The organism is Ruegeria sp. BG10 (assembly GCF_056538575.1).
The window spans coordinates 54,940-68,927 of the sequence record NZ_JBQFTI010000005.1 but is presented as its reverse complement, the minus strand read 5'-3'; the positions used below and the strand labels follow the sequence as shown (position 1 = coordinate 68,927).

Here is a 13,988-nt window from a genome sequence, read left to right as displayed (position 1 = left end):
CCGAGGTCCAATTCGCGCAGCCGTCACACACCCCGGGATAGGTTCCGCAACGGGCACCTATATGGTTTCTGCGTCGCAGCGAACTTGGCAAACCGGCGGTCATGGCCATTCGACAATTCCGCTGTATCTGCTTATTTTTTGACCTGACATGTGGCCGCGTGGTCAAAAATTAATCAAGACGCAGGGAAATCCGCCAAATGCGGCGGCGCAGAATAGAGTTCCGGCACCCGTCTGGTGAAACAAATGGCACAGGTCTTCGACACTCGGGTGCGCCATTACAAAACTTGCCAACATAACACCCAGTCAGGGCGCAACGCCGCCGCGTGCAACCGGCGCGATTCGTCTGAGCGCAAAGAAACTGGGCAAAATCTCGGTTCTGGATGGGCTGCGCCAGTCCGGCTCGTACAAGTGCCTGTTCCCCCGGTCCGCGACCCAGGGTCTGGAGGCGGTTTTGCTGAACACAGCAGGCGGGATTACCGGCGGCGATTCCTTTCGGCTGACTGCACACGCTGCGGCGGACACTACGCTGACCCTGACGACGCAGGCCTGCGAGCGTGCCTATAAGGCGCAGCCGGGTCAACGTGGGCAAATCAACACCCACCTGAACATCGATCCCGGTGCCCGCCTGAACTGGCTGCCGCAGGAAACCATTCTGTTCAATGGCAGCGCATTGGACCGCCGTCTGTTAATCGACATGGCCACGGACGCCTCGGCGCTGATGGTTGAGCCACTGATTTTCGGGCGGGCGGCCATGGGTGAGACCCTGTCGGATATCTGCCTCAGAGACCGCATCGAAATTCGGCGCGGCGGCATGCCCGTGTTTCTGGATGCGATCCGGTTTTCGGGCGATTTGCAGACCCATCTGGCGCAACCCTGCATCGCCGATGGCGCCGGTGCGATGGCGCTGGTGGTGTTGGTGTCGCCCTCAGCCGAGGGCCATGTTGAACCTGTCCGCCGGATGCTGCCTGACACCGCCGGAGCAAGCCTGACCCATGATGACCTGCTGGTGATCCGGATGCTGGCTGAAAACGGCCTGACCCTGCGCCGCACGCTGATGCCGATCCTGCGGCACCTGAACGACGACACCCTTCCCCGATGCTGGATGCTCTGACATGAACCTGACCCCCCGCGAGAAAGACAAATTGTTGGTTGCCATGGCGGCCGAGGTCGCCCGTAAAAGACTGGCGCGGGGCGTGCGGCTCAACCATCCCGAAGCGATCGCCCTGATCACCGACGCCGTGGTCGAGGGCGCGCGTGACGGCCGATCGGTCGCCGACATGATGCAGGCCGGGGCTGAAGTGATCACCCGCACGCAATGCATGGACGGCGTGCCCGAGATGATCCCTGAGGTTCAGGTCGAAGCCACCTTTCCTGACGGCACCAAACTGGTGACCGTGCATAATCCAATCCGTTAAATCAAAAAGGAAATCCCATGACCCGAATGCTGCTCCCTGCCCTGATCCTTGCCGGTCCTGCGGTCGCGCATACCGACACCCATGTCCACGCGCATGGCAGTGACTATGCCACATTGGGCATCGGGCTGGCACTGGTGGCGCTGGTGGTAATCGCCCTGATCGCCAAGCTGCCGAAATGATCCCCGGCGAGGTCTTCCCCGCCGATGGCACGATCATCCTGAACGCCAAAGCGACGGCGATCACCCTGTTGGTGGCCAATACCGGAGACCGGCCGGTGCAGGTGGGCTCGCACTACCATTTTGCCGAAACCAACCCGGCGCTGGAGTTTGACCGCGACACCGCGCGCGGGCATCGGCTGGACATCGCGCCGGGTACTGCGGTGCGCTTTGAACCGGGGCAAAGCCGTGAAGTCACGCTGATCCCAATAAGCGGCGCGCGCAGGGTCTATGGGTTCAATCAAAAGGTCATGGGGGCGCTCTGATGCCGGCGCATATCAAACGCTCGGACTACGCGGCCATGTTTGGCCCCACCACTGGCGACAAACTGCGACTGGCCGATACCGACCTGATCATCGAGGTTGAACGCGACCTGACCACCTATGGTGAAGAGGTCAAGTTCGGTGGCGGCAAGGTGATCCGCGACGGGATGGGGCAATCTCAGATCACGCGCGCCGAGGGGGCCGTGGATACGGTGATCACCAACGCGTTGATCGTGGATCACTCTGGCATCTACAAGGCGGATGTGGGCCTGAAAGACGGGCGCATCGCCAAGATCGGCAAAGCCGGGAACCCGGATACGCAACCGGGCGTCGACATCATCATCGGCCCGGGGACTGAGGCCATCGCAGGCGAAGGGCGTATCCTGACCGCAGGCGGCTTCGACAGCCATATCCACTTCATCTGCCCGCAACAGATTGAGGACGCGCTGCATTCCGGCCTGACCACCATGCTGGGCGGTGGCACCGGCCCGGCGCATGGCACTCTGGCCACCACCTGCACCCCCGGCCCCTGGCATATCGGGCGCATGTTGCAGGCGGCGGATGCCTTTCCGATGAACCTGGCCTTTGCGGGCAAGGGCAACGCCTCGCTACCCGCTGCGTTGGAGGAACAGGTCAAGGCGGGCGCCTGCGCGCTGAAACTGCATGAGGATTGGGGCACCACGCCTGCGGCCATCGACTGCTGCCTCTCGGTAGCCGACGCAATGGATGTGCAGGTGATGATCCACACCGATACGCTGAACGAATCCGGTTTCGTGGAGAACACCGTAGCTGCGATGAAAGGCCGGACGATCCACGCGTTTCACACCGAAGGCGCGGGCGGTGGCCACGCCCCCGACATCATCAGGATCTGCGGCGAAAACCACGTTCTGCCCTCCTCGACCAACCCCACCCGGCCATTCACGGTGAACACGGTCGAGGAGCATCTGGATATGCTCATGGTCTGTCACCACCTCGATAAATCCATCCCCGAGGACGTGGCCTTTGCCGAAAGCCGCATCCGGCGTGAGACCATCGCGGCAGAGGACATCCTGCACGACATGGGGGCGTTCTCGATCATCGCATCCGACAGTCAGGCTATGGGCCGCGTCGGAGAGGTACTGATCCGCACCTGGCAAACCGCCGACAAGATGAAGAAACAGCGGGGGCGTCTCGCTGAAGAAACTGGCGACAACGACAACCTGCGCGTCCGCCGCTATATCGCGAAATACACGATCAACCCGGCCATCGCACATGGGCTGAGTCACGAAATCGGCAGCATCAAAGAAGGCAAGCGCGCTGATCTGGTTCTGTGGAACCCCGCCTTTTTCGGCGTGAAACCCGAGATGGTTTTGCTGGGCGGCACCATCGCCTGCGCGCAGATGGGGGACCCCAACGCCTCGATCCCGACGCCGCAGCCGGTCTACAGCCGCCCGATGTTCGGGGCATTTGGGCGAGCAGTCGAAAACTCGGCCATCACGTTTGTCTCGACCGCCGCGCAGGCAGACGGGATTGGCGACAGGCTGGGGCTGGCAAAACAAACGGTCGCCGTCCGGAACACCCGCAACATCGGCAAGCACGACTTGCTTTTGAATGACGCAACGCCGGAAATCTCGGTCGATCCGGAAACCTATGAGGTACGCGCGGACGGCGAGCTGCTGACCTGCCAGCCTGCCGAAACCCTGCCGATGGCGCAGCGCTATTTCATGTTCTGACTGTTTTTTGTGCTGCGTTGCAGCACCTGCATTCCAGCCATGATCAAACACCCACTACAAAGTGAGGACGAAATGACAAACTATGAAACCCATGGGAGGACCAACGCCACGCTCGTAATCGGGGGTCCAAATGGCACATACAGCAAGTCAGGCACGCAGCGGTTTTTCCCTTCCCGGCCTGTTCTCTTCAATCGGTTCGTCGATCTATTCGGCATTGGTCAGACTGGCCGAGGCGCAATCCCGCGTTCGGAAAATCGAACGTTTCCAGTCGATGAGCGACGAAGAACTGCGCAAGCGCGGTCTGACGCGCGATCGGATCGTACATCACGTTTTCGCGGATTCCATCTGGCTCTGACCAGTTCCGGGGGCGCGTGCCAATGACCGCCCTGCTCTGCACAGCACGCCAGTATAGCGACCACAAACATGGTGATCCCGCAGACCATCTTTCGCTGACCTACGAAGACCGTTTTTTGCGCCGCAAGGTCCTGACCTGTGACAGCGGCGAACAGATTCTTGTAGATCTGGCGCAGACCACGTCGCTGGATCACGGCGGCGCCCTGATCCTGGATGACGGGCGTGAGGTCGAGATTCAGGCCGCGCCCGAGATGTTGCTGGAGGTTCAGGCCGTCGACCTGCCTCGCATCGCGTGGCATATCGGCAATCGCCATACGCCCTGTCAGATCGAACGGAACCGCCTGTTGATTCAGGTGGACCATGTCATCCGGGACATGTTGTTGAAGATCGGCGCAACTGTCCGGGAGGTGCGGGAGCCGTTCACACCCGAGGGTGGCGCATATGGTCACGGCAGGACCCATGGCCATGCCCACTGACGCCGAAATTCTGACGCTGACACAATGGCTGTCTCCGGCGTACCCGGTAGGTGGGTTCGCCTATTCTCACGGGTTGGAAACCGCAATTGACGGCAGCGTTGTAACCAACGCTGCAGAGACCGGCAGATGGATCGCCAACGTGATCGAACACGGGTCCGGGCGCAACGATTGCCTGTTTCTGACGGCGGCTTACAAGGCACTCACGCCCCCGGCACTGGCCGAAGCCGACCGCACCGCACGGGCGTTTTGCGCCTCGGCCGAACGGTTGCTTGAAACGCGCCTTTTGGGTGAGGCGTTCTGTGGCGTAACGGCCGAGGTCTGGGCGCTGGACATGCACCCTCTGACCTATCCGGTGGCGGTCGGTCACGCGGCCCGGCTACAAAACCTGCCCTTGCAACTGACGGCCCAGATGTACCTGCAGGCGTTCCTGTCCAATCTGGTGGCCTGCGCTACGCGGCTGGTGCCCCTTGGCCAGACCGACGCCCAGCGGCTGATCCGCTATCTGACGCCATTGGTGCAACGCGTGGCACGTGACGCGATCGACGGCGGGCTGGACGACCTTGGGTCCACCGCCTTCCTGTCCGACATCGCGGCGATGAAACATGAAACCCAGTATTCAAGGATATTCCGATCATGACCAATATGAACGGCCCCCTGCGCGTTGGTATCGGCGGCCCGGTGGGTGCCGGAAAAACCACGCTGACCGCCGCGCTGTCCGAGGCGCTGCGCGACAAGGTCTCGGTCGGGGTGATCACCAACGACATTTACACGCGTGAGGATGCAGAGGCGCTGATGCGCATGCAGATTTTGCCGCAGGACCGGATCATCGGCGTGGAAACCGGCGGCTGCCCGCATACGGCGATCCGCGAGGATGCCTCGATCAACCTCGCCGCCGTGGCCGAGATGCAGGCCCGTCACCCGGAGGTCGAGGTGGTGCTGATCGAAAGCGGCGGCGACAACCTGTCGGCCACCTTCAGCCCTGAACTCGCGGACGTCACGCTCTACGTTATCGACGTGGCCGCAGGCGAGGAAATCCCGCGAAAGGGCGGGCCAGCCATCACGAAATCTGACGTTCTGATAATCAACAAAACCGATCTGGCCCCGCATGTCGGGGCCTCGCTTGAGGTGATGGATCGCGATGCCTCCAGAATGCGCAAGGGGCGGCCTTTCGTATTCACATCTTTACGGCACAGGCAGGGCGTCGATGAGATTTTGACCCTGCTGGCGCAGATCGGTGGGCTGGACGTGTCGGGCCAGACAGGGGCGACCTAGCGCCCCTGCGCCAAATTCATTCTGCCGGTGCCTGATCGGCCGAAGCCGCTGCAGTATTTTGTTCCGGGCTGGCACCGGTGATGTCGCGCAGCATCAGGGACAGTTCTGCGTAACGGAAGGAAAACCCAAGCCGCAACAGACGGTCGGGCAGAACCCGCTGACCCCCCAGCATCGTCTCGCGCCCCAAATCGCCCAGCGCGAAGGACAACAGCCAATCGGGAAACCGCAGAACGGCAGGTCGGCGCAGGGCCCGGGCAAGGGATTGCGTGAACTCAGCGTTGCGCACAGGGGTCGGCGCCGTTGCGTTCAGCGGACCGTCCACCTGACTGTGCGCCATGGCAAAGGCAATCACGCGCACCAGATCGTCCCGTTCGATCCAGGACATCCACTGCCTGTCGTCACCCAGAACGCCACCGCCGCCAAACTCGAACGGGGTGAGCAACCGGGCAAGCATGCCGCCCTCGACGCCCATAACAAGCCCGATGCGCAACGCCACCACCCGCACGCCATGGCGCGCGATCCGGCGGGCGGCTTGCTCCCACGCCGCGCAGACATCGTGAACAAAGGCCGGTGCCGGATCAGCCGTTTCGGTCAGCGCTTCGTCGTCACGCAAACCGTACCAGCCGATGGCGGACCCGTTGATCAGGCAGTCCGGCTTGTGCGTCAGCCGCTGGATCAGCGCGTCCAGAGCCGCTGTCACATCTACCCGCGATTGCAGGATTCTTGCCCGCCGCTTTCTGGTCCAAAGCCCGCCCGCAACGGGTTCACCGGCAAGATTGACGACGGCGTCAAACCGTTCGGCGTCGTCGATCTGATCCAGACTGCGGATTACCCGTACAGGATGGTGCAACGCGTCCACCTTGCGCGGGTCGCGGGTCAGGACGGTCACGTAATGCCCGGCGGAAACAAGCGCCTGCACCAACCGCTGACCGATAAAGCCGGTGCCGCCGGTCACCAGAATGTGCTGTCGCGGATTCAGGTCTTCCACCAGCCCGGCCGGTTCGGCGCGGATCAGACGGTCGCTGCGTTGCGCGGCCAGCAGATCGCGGGCGGCGAACAGTGCCACGCCGAAGGCCGACAGGGTCATCAATACGCTCCACCAGCCATAGGAGACCGGCACCATCCCGGTCGGCAACCGCGCCCAGGCCCACAGATAGGGGACGGCCAGCGTAAGGATGGCACCGTAATTCAGAGCCAGCAGCGTGTGATTGATACGTTCGCTGCCGGGCAGTTTGCGGGTCAGGTCCTCTTCTACAAAATCCCACAGCGTTATGATCACTTCGATCACAAGAATCGCGCCCAGTCCGATGGCGCAACCGCCCCGTGGTTCGAACCAGGCAAAACACAGGAAGATCACCGCATAAAGGCAGTTTCGTACACCGTGCAGGCGCAGCTCGGTCTTTTGCGACGGACGCCAGGCAAGCCGTTCGGTGCCTTCGTGGTGAAACAACGTATCGAATGCCCCCATGAAAATCTGCAGGGCGATCAGGCTCCAAAGAATGGGATTGTCCATAAGGCCTCCTAACTGTCGTGAAAGATTGCGTCCTGACGGATCAACTCGCCAAACAGGCGGCTGTGCAGGGTCAGGGAAAACAGAAACCGCGACCCGCCCAGGTCCTTGTGGGCAATGGTCAGCGCACCGGGGCGCAGCCAGGGCGGAAACCGCAGCTTCCATCGACCAAGCTGCAGGAAATAGTGGTCGCTTTCGAAATAGATCCCTTCCCGGTCTGCGCTGACGCAAAGGGCCATTCCTATTCCGTATCCCACATATTCCTCGATCCCGGTGGGCCCGGCAAACCGTTTCGAACTGTGTATAACCTGTGGAAAACCGCCGGTGCGGCCGTATTGGCGTACCCAGAACTGACCGCAACCAGCAAAGTCTTCGGTCACGGCGACAATGGCGGGCTGGTTGATGCAGCTTTCGTCAAAAGGCAGCGGTCCGCCGATCATCCGCGCCAGCAACGCCAATGCCCGGCCAACAGGGCTCAGGCGCATCGCGACGACCTTGCCCTGATAGACAACGCTGGCACCGCCAGCCAACCGGTGCCCAAATCGCCGGCGCACGGATGCGGGCAAGGCGTTCCACGATCTGGTTCCCAATAAGCTGCTGAAACGGTTGTCCGTGGTGGTTTTCAGATTTTGCGGCACCCCAATTTGCTTCATATCGCACCTTTATCGTAAAAACTGTTATTTCTGTATTAAGAGAAATATGGTTTCAAAATTTTTTCCTAACGCCTAACGACCGCCGATTCTGAGCAAGGACAAGACCTTGTCACCCATTTTCATGAGCATCGCGAGTTTTGATTTCGGAACATTGAGCATCTGGCCCGACCATTGATCTGCAGTCGTCAGAAACTCTTGCATGCTTTGCATACGGTCCAAGACTGTGGGGTGAAGGTCCGGTTCCGTTGCCGCCTGTCGCACGCAGATGTCGATGGCGCGAATTGCCGGATCAATTTCCCGCTCTTTCCGGCCTTTGGCGATCAGCAGAGCCATTTCCCATACATCGGTTTCGGCGACGAAATGCTCGCGCCGGTCGCCGGGAACCGGAACACGCTGGATCAACCGCCAACCGACCAGTTCCTTCAGAGAATTGGACACGTTCGACCGCGCAATACCCAGTTCCTGAGAAATCTGTTCGGCGTTCAAAGGCGACTCGCTCAGATACAGCAACGCATGGATTTGTGCGACCGAGCGGTTGACGCCCCACTGGCTGCCCATGTCTCCCCAATACAGGATGAACTGTGATTTGGCCGACGGCTGGGATATGTCTGATATTTCTGTCATGACAGAAATATCAGACATTGAGCGTCAGGAGTCAAGTGGCGACCCCTGCACTTTTTGTGATCAGGCCGTGGCTAGAGCGTGCGTAGACAAGTTAGGGGAATGGCGAAGCTAACGAAAATTCCGGGTCGACTCAGGTGGCTGAAAAACTTCGCAATCCTGCATGTCATCCGCAATTCTGAAAAAACTGGCAACCGCCGCCGTCTGCCTCATCGCCGGCAGGCAGGCCAGAAAATGGCTGGCAATCAGGTTGTTGTCCTGAACCGGAACGAACCGGATACCTGGTTCATCCCTGCATTCCTGCGCAAAAGCCACGCCAATACCAACGCCCGACTCCACCAGAGTCCGGATCGACCCCCACGACCCCAGACCAAGGATCGTTGTCAGGTTCACACGGCGCAGTCGTGCCGCGGAATCAAAAATCCGCCGCGTCGAGGATGTAGGTTCGCGCTGAATCAGCTTCAGGCGTTCGACGTCTTCCCAGCGGGCTGTGCCAGTCGAAGCCAGAGGATGGGATACAGGAACAACCAACCCGATCTGCGTGTCCGAGATCTTTTTCCCGACCAGATCCGGCGGCAGTTCCTTCGCAGTGACTAACCCGACATCGAACTCACCGGTATACAACAACGGCAACAGATCGTGCGTGGCCAGGGAACGTGCCGTGACATCGACAGACGGATACGCGCGGACAAATTCGGAAATCAGCGGAATCGCGATCTGATAGGTCGAATACCCGATATGGAAGCTGCCCGAATGCAGGTCGCGTTCCGATGTCAAAACAGTGTCGATGCTGTCGCGCAGCGCGATCAACGCCTTGATGTCACCCCTGATTTTCTTAAGCAGCGGCGTTGAAGTGATGACCGACCCTGACCGATCCAGCAGACGGCACTGGTAATGCTGTTCCAGCGCATAGACCAGATTGGACACTGTTGGTTGCGAAACACCAAGCTCTTTAGCGGCCAGCGTAAAGCTGCCAAGACGCACCACGGATTCCAGCGCCTGCAATTGTTTTAGGCTGATTTTCGACTTCATATTCTTGCCTGTCTGGCTGGATGCAGGAGGACTGCCACAACGGTGCGAATTGCCACAGAATTTCGCCATTTGTTGTAGCGACAGTGTAATGCCCTGAACAGTCACATCTTTGGTCCTGTGTGACGCCGTTTTTCCACAAACTACGGGTTCGCTGAACGTCCTGCTTTGAACGGCAAGCGGCGTCTGTGTTGCACGTATCAAGCACCATCCGCTCCGTCGGAACGCTACGCGCACAGGCAGGCATCGCTACGCCAGTCAACAATGTATTCGTTTACATTCTAAATGTAATCGTATACAAACCGTGCAGGTGCTATACCTATGGGAGGACTATCATGACCAAATTCTTGGGATCGTGCGCGTTGCTTGCCGCGCTTGCCGTTTCGCCATCGGCTGCATTTGCGCAATCAGAGGTCGTTGTCTGGGTCGCCGGTGAACCAGGTCAAACAAACGTCTATGACGATCTTGCCGCAGCCTACAACGCGCAGGCGTCAGACGCAAAGGTCACAATCGTCAAGAATTCGTCCGATTTGTTCAACCCAGCGCTGATCCCTGCCCTTTCCGCCGGCGAAGGTCCTGACCTGTTCTCCTTCGGGACGGGCCCGGGCCAGCCTGCTGCCCTGATCGCCGGCCAATTGGTGGCTGACCTGACCGACGCGTATTTTGAACACAGTTGGGCCGACACCATCCCCGAAGGCATCGTGGTGCAGACGTCAAGCGACGGGAAGCTCTGGGCGTTCGGCAACGAGGTCGAAACCACCGGCATGTTCTACAACAAGGCGATCTTTGCCGAACACGGCATCGAAGTACCCGCCACCTGGGCTGACATGGAGGCCGCCGTCGCGAAATTGCAGGAGGCCGGTTATGACACCCCCATCGGGCTTGGTGCCGCCGACAAATGGCCTGTGTCGCATTGGCAGTCCATGATGTTTGGCCGCTATGCCGGTCCGGAAGGGATTGAAAACGTCCTGTTCGGCGATGGCGCCTGGACCGACGCGCCGTTTGTCGCAGCCTCTGCCAGGCTGCAGGATATGGGCAAGGCTGGATGGTTCGGCCCGACCCCTGTCGCCATCGGGTACGGAGAGCTCATGGACCGTTTCTGGGCCGGTGAGATCCCGATGACCTTTACCGGACCCTGGGTGATTGGCGGCGGAACCGAGGCCGCGGGAGACCGGATCAGCGATTACAGCGTCTTTGCGGTGCCGCCGTTCGAAGACGGCCAGAAAATCCACCCCACCAACTCGATCGGCAGCGGCTGGTACATTCGGGGAAGCTCGGAAAACAAGAACGCCGCGGTCGACTTCCTGAATTTCATGTTCACATCGACCGAAGGCCGGGTTGCGCTTTTGAACGCGGGAACAGTGCCCGTGGGTCCGCTTGACGCCGCTTTGGCCGAAGCGCAGATGCCCGATCTTGCGGTCGCCATCTGGAAAGCGTCGGACGATTATGCTGACAACGGTTCGGTTCCGGCCTTCCTCGACACGATCACGCCGGGCAGCCTGACAACCGTGTCCTATGACGGGTTGCAGGGCCTGTTGCTGGATGTGATGACGCCCGAGGAATTCACTGCTGAAATGCAAAACGCATGGGCGGCCGCGAAGGAAGCGGGGGAAATCATGCTGCCCGGCGGCATTGCCGAACGCTGACGCCGCGCATGGTTCAGGATCTGCCCTGCGGGGCGGGCCGCACCTCAAGACATCATGAAACCCAGCCGAGAGTGGCCGCATGTTTTCTGATCCGGATTCCAAATGGGCTCAGCGCCTGAACCCCGTTCTGTTTCTGCTGCCCGCGCTGACGATCTATATCGTCTTTGCGATCTATCCGACCTATTCGGTGTTCGAATACTCGTTCACCGACTGGGACGGCATCAGTCCGGAACGGAATTTTATCGGTCTGGAGAACTATCAAAAGCTGTTCTCTGACAGGATTTTCTGGGAGGCGTTTCGGAACACCTTTGTCTGGTCCGGCGTGATTATCGTGATCAATGTCGGGCTCGGGCTGGTCATTGCGGCGATGCTGGCGCGGGTCTGGAAAGCACGGCTTTTGATTCAGACCTGTGTGGTACTGCCGGTGGTGATTTCACCGATGGCCGTCGCCACGATCTGGCGGTGGATGTATCAGCCGACAGGCGTGATCAATCAAATGTTAGAAAACGTTGGGCTAGGTGCGCTGGCTACGCCCTGGCTGGGCAGCCCGGACGTTGTGCTTTACGCGCTTGCGCTGGCGCATAGCTGGTCGACCATCGGGCTGAGCGTCATCATCTTTCTGGCCGGGCTTCAGGCGGTTGACGAGGACCTGTACGAAGCCGCCCGCGTTGACGGCGCCAACCCGCTGCAATCCTTCCGCTATGTCACATTGCCGGCGTTGCGCCCCGTCACTGCGGTTGTCTTCATTCTGACGCTGACACAGTCGTTCAAGGTCTTCGATATCGTTTGGGCCACGACCCAGGGCGGACCGATCCGGTACAGCGAGATCCTTTCGACCTACATGTACAAACGCGGCGCGCTTGAGAACCAGTATGGCTATGGTTCCGCCATCGGGGTCGCCCTGCTGGTCATCGTCAGCATCGCAACCATCCTGTACATGCAGATTCAGAATAAGGAGGACCGCTAGATGGGCCGGTGGGTTCTTCTGTTCGTACTCGGCGTGATTGCCGTTCTGATGGTTTCACCGCTGATCCTGACGGTGTTCACGTCGCTCAAGCCGACGACTGAGCTCGTGAACCCGCCCTGGTATCCGCCCATCAAACTGACCTTCGAACACTATTTTCGCGTTTGGACCGATGGTGGCTTCAGCAGATATTTCTTTAACACGCTGCTGATCTCGGTGATCGATGCCGTCGTCATGATCGGCATCGCCTCGCTGGCGGCTTACGCCATGGTGTTCATGGAGTTTCGCGGAAAACTGATACTTCAGGTCCTGTTCCTGATCGGTCTGATGATCCCGGTGACGGCAATCGTTCTGCCGCTGTTTCAGATCGTGCGGTCCTTTGGACTGCTGAACACGCATCTGGGCGTGATCTTCGCGGATTTGGCCCTTGCGGTTTCGATCTTCGTCTTCATGTTCTCGTCCTATTTCATCGGCATCCCCAAAGCCCTGCACGAGGCGGCGCGGATTGACGGCGCAACCGAGTTTCAGATCTACCGCCGTGTCGTTATGCCAATCGCCACGCCGGCCGTCGTGACAACGGCACTGCTGGAGTTTTTGTGGAGCTGGAACGACCTGCTGCTGCGCCTTCTGCTTCTGACGCAGGACGAGATGCGCACATTGTCCGTCGGGCTGCTGAATTTTCAGGGCACGATGACCCGCGACGTGACCGGGCTTTCAAGCGGAACGGTGATCATGGCGATCCCGGTCGTGATCCTGTTCCTGTTCTTTCAACGTCACTTTGTGCGCGGCATGACCGCGGGCGCCGTGAAGTAGAGGGTAGACATGCCGAAACCGCTCCTCATCATGGATCAGCACTTTCGCCAGGTCGAAGAACTGTTCCGGCCCAGTGCCTTCTCCGGCCTCAGCGCGCTGTGCGACATTCACGGCGGGGTCAATTGGCCGATGGCGCGCGCCGATTTCATGGACCGCCTGCCCGACGCCGAGTTCGTCGTCGCCGCAAAACCCGAATTGGATCGTAACGATCTTGCCAAAGCGCCCAACTTGAAGGCCGTCATCGAAGTCTCGGGCACATTTCAGACCGGTCTCGACTATGAAGCCTGTTTTGAAGCCGGAATCGAGGTTCTGTCGTGCGCGCCGGGATTCCGCCGCTCGGTCGCTGAAATGGCGCTGGGCCTGATGATCGCGGGCGGGCGAGGGATCGTCGACGAACACGAACGCTTCCGCTCAGGGTCCGAACGGTGGTTCAACGACAATATAGGCACCGATTTTTCACTGTATGGCCAGACGATCGGCTTTGTCGGCTACGGGTCCATCGCGCAGGAATGCGCGCGTCTGCTGGAACCTTTCGCGCCGCAGATCCGGGCCTTCGATCCCTGGCTCAAGGCCACGGGCGCGAACATCGACGGTGTTGAATTCTGCGAACTGGACGACGTCGTCACCGGCTGCCGGTGTGTCGTTGTTGCGGCCACGCCGACCGAGGACAATTATCAGCTGGTCTCGCGCGGTCTGATCGAAAGGATGCGGCGCGGCGCGTTGGTGGTGGTTATCAGCCGTTCGCATCTGGTTGACTTCGACGCTTTGGTCGAAGCTGCGGACGCGGGGCGCATCCGGGTGGCCAGCGATGTCTTTCCGCATGAACCGGTGTCGAAACGGGCCCGCATGCGGCAGGCCGACAACGTCATATGGTCGCCACACCGCGCGGCTGCGGTCGAAGGTGGCCGCCACCCGATCGGCGACATGGTGCTGCACGATGTGCGTGCCATTTTATCGGACCGCCCGGATCGGCAGCTTCAAAAGGCGTCGCTGGACACGGTTCGCAAGATCATTCGCGCGCCGCTGGTTGCAGGATAACGGAGGA

Annotated in this window: 17 protein-coding genes; 13 read left to right on the top strand and 4 right to left on the bottom strand. The window is 60.1% G+C overall.

Annotated features, from left to right (window positions below; all coding sequences use genetic code 11):
• The first annotated feature begins 451 nt into the window (after positions 1 to 451).
• The 9 genes from ACR0D8_RS17390 (at position 452) to ureG (ending at position 5,707) form a co-directional block, all read left to right on the top strand.
• Positions 452 to 1,111 carry an urease accessory protein UreD gene (locus ACR0D8_RS17390; protein WP_480648379.1) on the top strand — a complete coding sequence of 220 codons (660 nt, stop codon included), beginning with the start codon at positions 452 to 454 and terminating at the stop codon, positions 1,109 to 1,111.
• A 1-nt stretch (position 1,112) separates the two neighbouring features.
• Complete coding sequence (locus ACR0D8_RS17385) at positions 1,113 to 1,415, top strand: urease subunit gamma (RefSeq protein ID WP_480648377.1); 303 nt, start codon at positions 1,113 to 1,115, stop codon at positions 1,413 to 1,415.
• Positions 1,416 to 1,432: 17 nt separating this feature from the next.
• Positions 1,433 to 1,594 (top strand): hypothetical protein, encoded by a 162-nt coding sequence (locus tag ACR0D8_RS17380; protein WP_480648375.1) that lies wholly within the window; start codon positions 1,433 to 1,435, stop codon positions 1,592 to 1,594.
• Positions 1,591 to 1,896, top strand: coding sequence for an urease subunit beta (locus ACR0D8_RS17375; protein ID WP_480648373.1), 306 nt, complete (start codon positions 1,591 to 1,593; stop codon positions 1,894 to 1,896). The genes ACR0D8_RS17380 and ACR0D8_RS17375 overlap by 4 nt, the downstream gene beginning before the upstream one ends.
• Complete coding sequence (gene ureC, locus ACR0D8_RS17370; RefSeq protein ID WP_480648371.1) at positions 1,896 to 3,605, top strand: urease subunit alpha; 1,710 nt, start codon at positions 1,896 to 1,898, stop codon at positions 3,603 to 3,605. Before ACR0D8_RS17375 ends, ureC begins: the two co-directional genes overlap by 1 nt.
• Positions 3,606 to 3,735: 130 nt before the next feature.
• Entirely contained in the window at positions 3,736 to 3,960 is a 225-nt protein-coding gene (locus ACR0D8_RS17365) for a hypothetical protein (RefSeq protein WP_480648370.1), read from the top strand.
• 22 nt (positions 3,961 to 3,982) lie between these two features.
• The gene (locus ACR0D8_RS17360) at positions 3,983 to 4,435 is read left to right on the top strand and encodes an urease accessory protein UreE (protein ID WP_480648368.1); all 453 of its coding nucleotides are present in this window, start codon (positions 3,983 to 3,985) and stop codon (positions 4,433 to 4,435) included.
• The gene (locus ACR0D8_RS17355; protein ID WP_480648366.1) at positions 4,425 to 5,072 is read left to right on the top strand and encodes an urease accessory protein UreF; all 648 of its coding nucleotides are present in this window, start codon (positions 4,425 to 4,427) and stop codon (positions 5,070 to 5,072) included. The genes ACR0D8_RS17360 and ACR0D8_RS17355 overlap by 11 nt, the downstream gene beginning before the upstream one ends.
• Positions 5,069 to 5,707 carry an urease accessory protein UreG gene (ureG, locus tag ACR0D8_RS17350; RefSeq protein ID WP_480648364.1) on the top strand — a complete coding sequence of 213 codons (639 nt, stop codon included), beginning with the start codon at positions 5,069 to 5,071 and terminating at the stop codon, positions 5,705 to 5,707. The genes ACR0D8_RS17355 and ureG overlap by 4 nt, the downstream gene beginning before the upstream one ends.
• A 16-nt stretch (positions 5,708 to 5,723) precedes the next feature.
• Here ureG and ACR0D8_RS17345 read toward each other — a convergent pair whose 3' ends face one another.
• The 4 genes from ACR0D8_RS17345 to ACR0D8_RS17330 all read right to left on the bottom strand — a co-directional run bounded on the left by ACR0D8_RS17345 (position 5,724) and on the right by ACR0D8_RS17330 (position 9,523).
• Complete coding sequence (locus ACR0D8_RS17345) at positions 5,724 to 7,220, bottom strand: TIGR01777 family oxidoreductase (RefSeq protein WP_480648362.1); 1,497 nt, start codon at positions 7,218 to 7,220, stop codon at positions 5,724 to 5,726.
• Positions 7,221 to 7,228: 8 nt separating this feature from the next.
• Positions 7,229 to 7,870: a DUF4166 domain-containing protein gene (locus ACR0D8_RS17340; protein ID WP_480648360.1), complete on the bottom strand. Its 642-nt coding sequence runs from the start codon at positions 7,868 to 7,870 to the stop codon at positions 7,229 to 7,231.
• Positions 7,871 to 7,942: 72 nt separating this feature from the next.
• Positions 7,943 to 8,494 carry a GbsR/MarR family transcriptional regulator gene (locus ACR0D8_RS17335; RefSeq protein ID WP_475157846.1) on the bottom strand — a complete coding sequence of 184 codons (552 nt, stop codon included), beginning with the start codon at positions 8,492 to 8,494 and terminating at the stop codon, positions 7,943 to 7,945.
• A 108-nt stretch (positions 8,495 to 8,602) separates the two neighbouring features.
• Positions 8,603 to 9,523 (bottom strand): LysR substrate-binding domain-containing protein, encoded by a 921-nt coding sequence (locus tag ACR0D8_RS17330; protein WP_480648357.1) that lies wholly within the window; start codon positions 9,521 to 9,523, stop codon positions 8,603 to 8,605.
• A gap of 332 nt (positions 9,524 to 9,855) precedes the next feature.
• On the opposite strand from ACR0D8_RS17330, the gene ACR0D8_RS17325 reads away from it, so the two are divergent.
• The 4 genes from ACR0D8_RS17325 to ACR0D8_RS17310 all read left to right on the top strand — a co-directional run bounded on the left by ACR0D8_RS17325 (position 9,856) and on the right by ACR0D8_RS17310 (position 13,981).
• Positions 9,856 to 11,166 (top strand): ABC transporter substrate-binding protein, encoded by a 1,311-nt coding sequence (locus ACR0D8_RS17325; RefSeq protein ID WP_480648355.1) that lies wholly within the window; start codon positions 9,856 to 9,858, stop codon positions 11,164 to 11,166.
• 79 nt (positions 11,167 to 11,245) lie between these two features.
• The gene (locus ACR0D8_RS17320; protein ID WP_480648354.1) at positions 11,246 to 12,133 is read left to right on the top strand and encodes a carbohydrate ABC transporter permease; all 888 of its coding nucleotides are present in this window, start codon (positions 11,246 to 11,248) and stop codon (positions 12,131 to 12,133) included.
• A complete protein-coding gene (locus tag ACR0D8_RS17315; RefSeq protein ID WP_480648352.1) occupies positions 12,134 to 12,943 on the top strand; it encodes a carbohydrate ABC transporter permease in 810 nt (269 codons plus the stop codon).
• A gap of 9 nt (positions 12,944 to 12,952) precedes the next feature.
• Positions 12,953 to 13,981, top strand: a complete 1,029-nt coding sequence (locus tag ACR0D8_RS17310; RefSeq protein WP_480648350.1) for an NAD(P)-dependent oxidoreductase — start codon at positions 12,953 to 12,955, stop codon at positions 13,979 to 13,981.
• Positions 13,982 to 13,988 lie beyond the last annotated feature (7 nt).

What these genes read in the sequence shown, in the direction of transcription:
- ACR0D8_RS17335 (WP_475157846.1), bottom strand. Translation starts at nt 8,494, where the DNA reads ATGACAGAAATATCAGACATATCCCAGCCGTCGGCCAAATCACAGTTC.
- ACR0D8_RS17315 (WP_480648352.1), top strand. Translation starts at nt 12,134, where the DNA reads ATGGGCCGGTGGGTTCTTCTGTTCGTACTCGGCGTGATTGCCGTTCTG.
- ACR0D8_RS17365 (WP_480648370.1), top strand. Translation starts at nt 3,736, where the DNA reads ATGGCACATACAGCAAGTCAGGCACGCAGCGGTTTTTCCCTTCCCGGC.
- ACR0D8_RS17345 (WP_480648362.1), bottom strand. Translation starts at nt 7,220, where the DNA reads ATGGACAATCCCATTCTTTGGAGCCTGATCGCCCTGCAGATTTTCATG.
- ACR0D8_RS17325 (WP_480648355.1), top strand. Translation starts at nt 9,856, where the DNA reads ATGACCAAATTCTTGGGATCGTGCGCGTTGCTTGCCGCGCTTGCCGTT.
- ACR0D8_RS17375 (WP_480648373.1), top strand. Translation starts at nt 1,591, where the DNA reads ATGATCCCCGGCGAGGTCTTCCCCGCCGATGGCACGATCATCCTGAAC.
- ureC (WP_480648371.1), top strand. Translation starts at nt 1,896, where the DNA reads ATGCCGGCGCATATCAAACGCTCGGACTACGCGGCCATGTTTGGCCCC.
- ACR0D8_RS17310 (WP_480648350.1), top strand. Translation starts at nt 12,953, where the DNA reads ATGCCGAAACCGCTCCTCATCATGGATCAGCACTTTCGCCAGGTCGAA.
- ACR0D8_RS17330 (WP_480648357.1), bottom strand. Translation starts at nt 9,523, where the DNA reads ATGAAGTCGAAAATCAGCCTAAAACAATTGCAGGCGCTGGAATCCGTG.
- ACR0D8_RS17355 (WP_480648366.1), top strand. Translation starts at nt 4,425, where the DNA reads ATGCCCACTGACGCCGAAATTCTGACGCTGACACAATGGCTGTCTCCG.
- ACR0D8_RS17380 (WP_480648375.1), top strand. Translation starts at nt 1,433, where the DNA reads ATGACCCGAATGCTGCTCCCTGCCCTGATCCTTGCCGGTCCTGCGGTC.
- ACR0D8_RS17340 (WP_480648360.1), bottom strand. Translation starts at nt 7,870, where the DNA reads ATGAAGCAAATTGGGGTGCCGCAAAATCTGAAAACCACCACGGACAAC.
- ACR0D8_RS17360 (WP_480648368.1), top strand. Translation starts at nt 3,983, where the DNA reads ATGACCGCCCTGCTCTGCACAGCACGCCAGTATAGCGACCACAAACAT.
- ACR0D8_RS17385 (WP_480648377.1), top strand. Translation starts at nt 1,113, where the DNA reads ATGAACCTGACCCCCCGCGAGAAAGACAAATTGTTGGTTGCCATGGCG.
- ACR0D8_RS17320 (WP_480648354.1), top strand. Translation starts at nt 11,246, where the DNA reads ATGTTTTCTGATCCGGATTCCAAATGGGCTCAGCGCCTGAACCCCGTT.
- ureG (WP_480648364.1), top strand. Translation starts at nt 5,069, where the DNA reads ATGACCAATATGAACGGCCCCCTGCGCGTTGGTATCGGCGGCCCGGTG.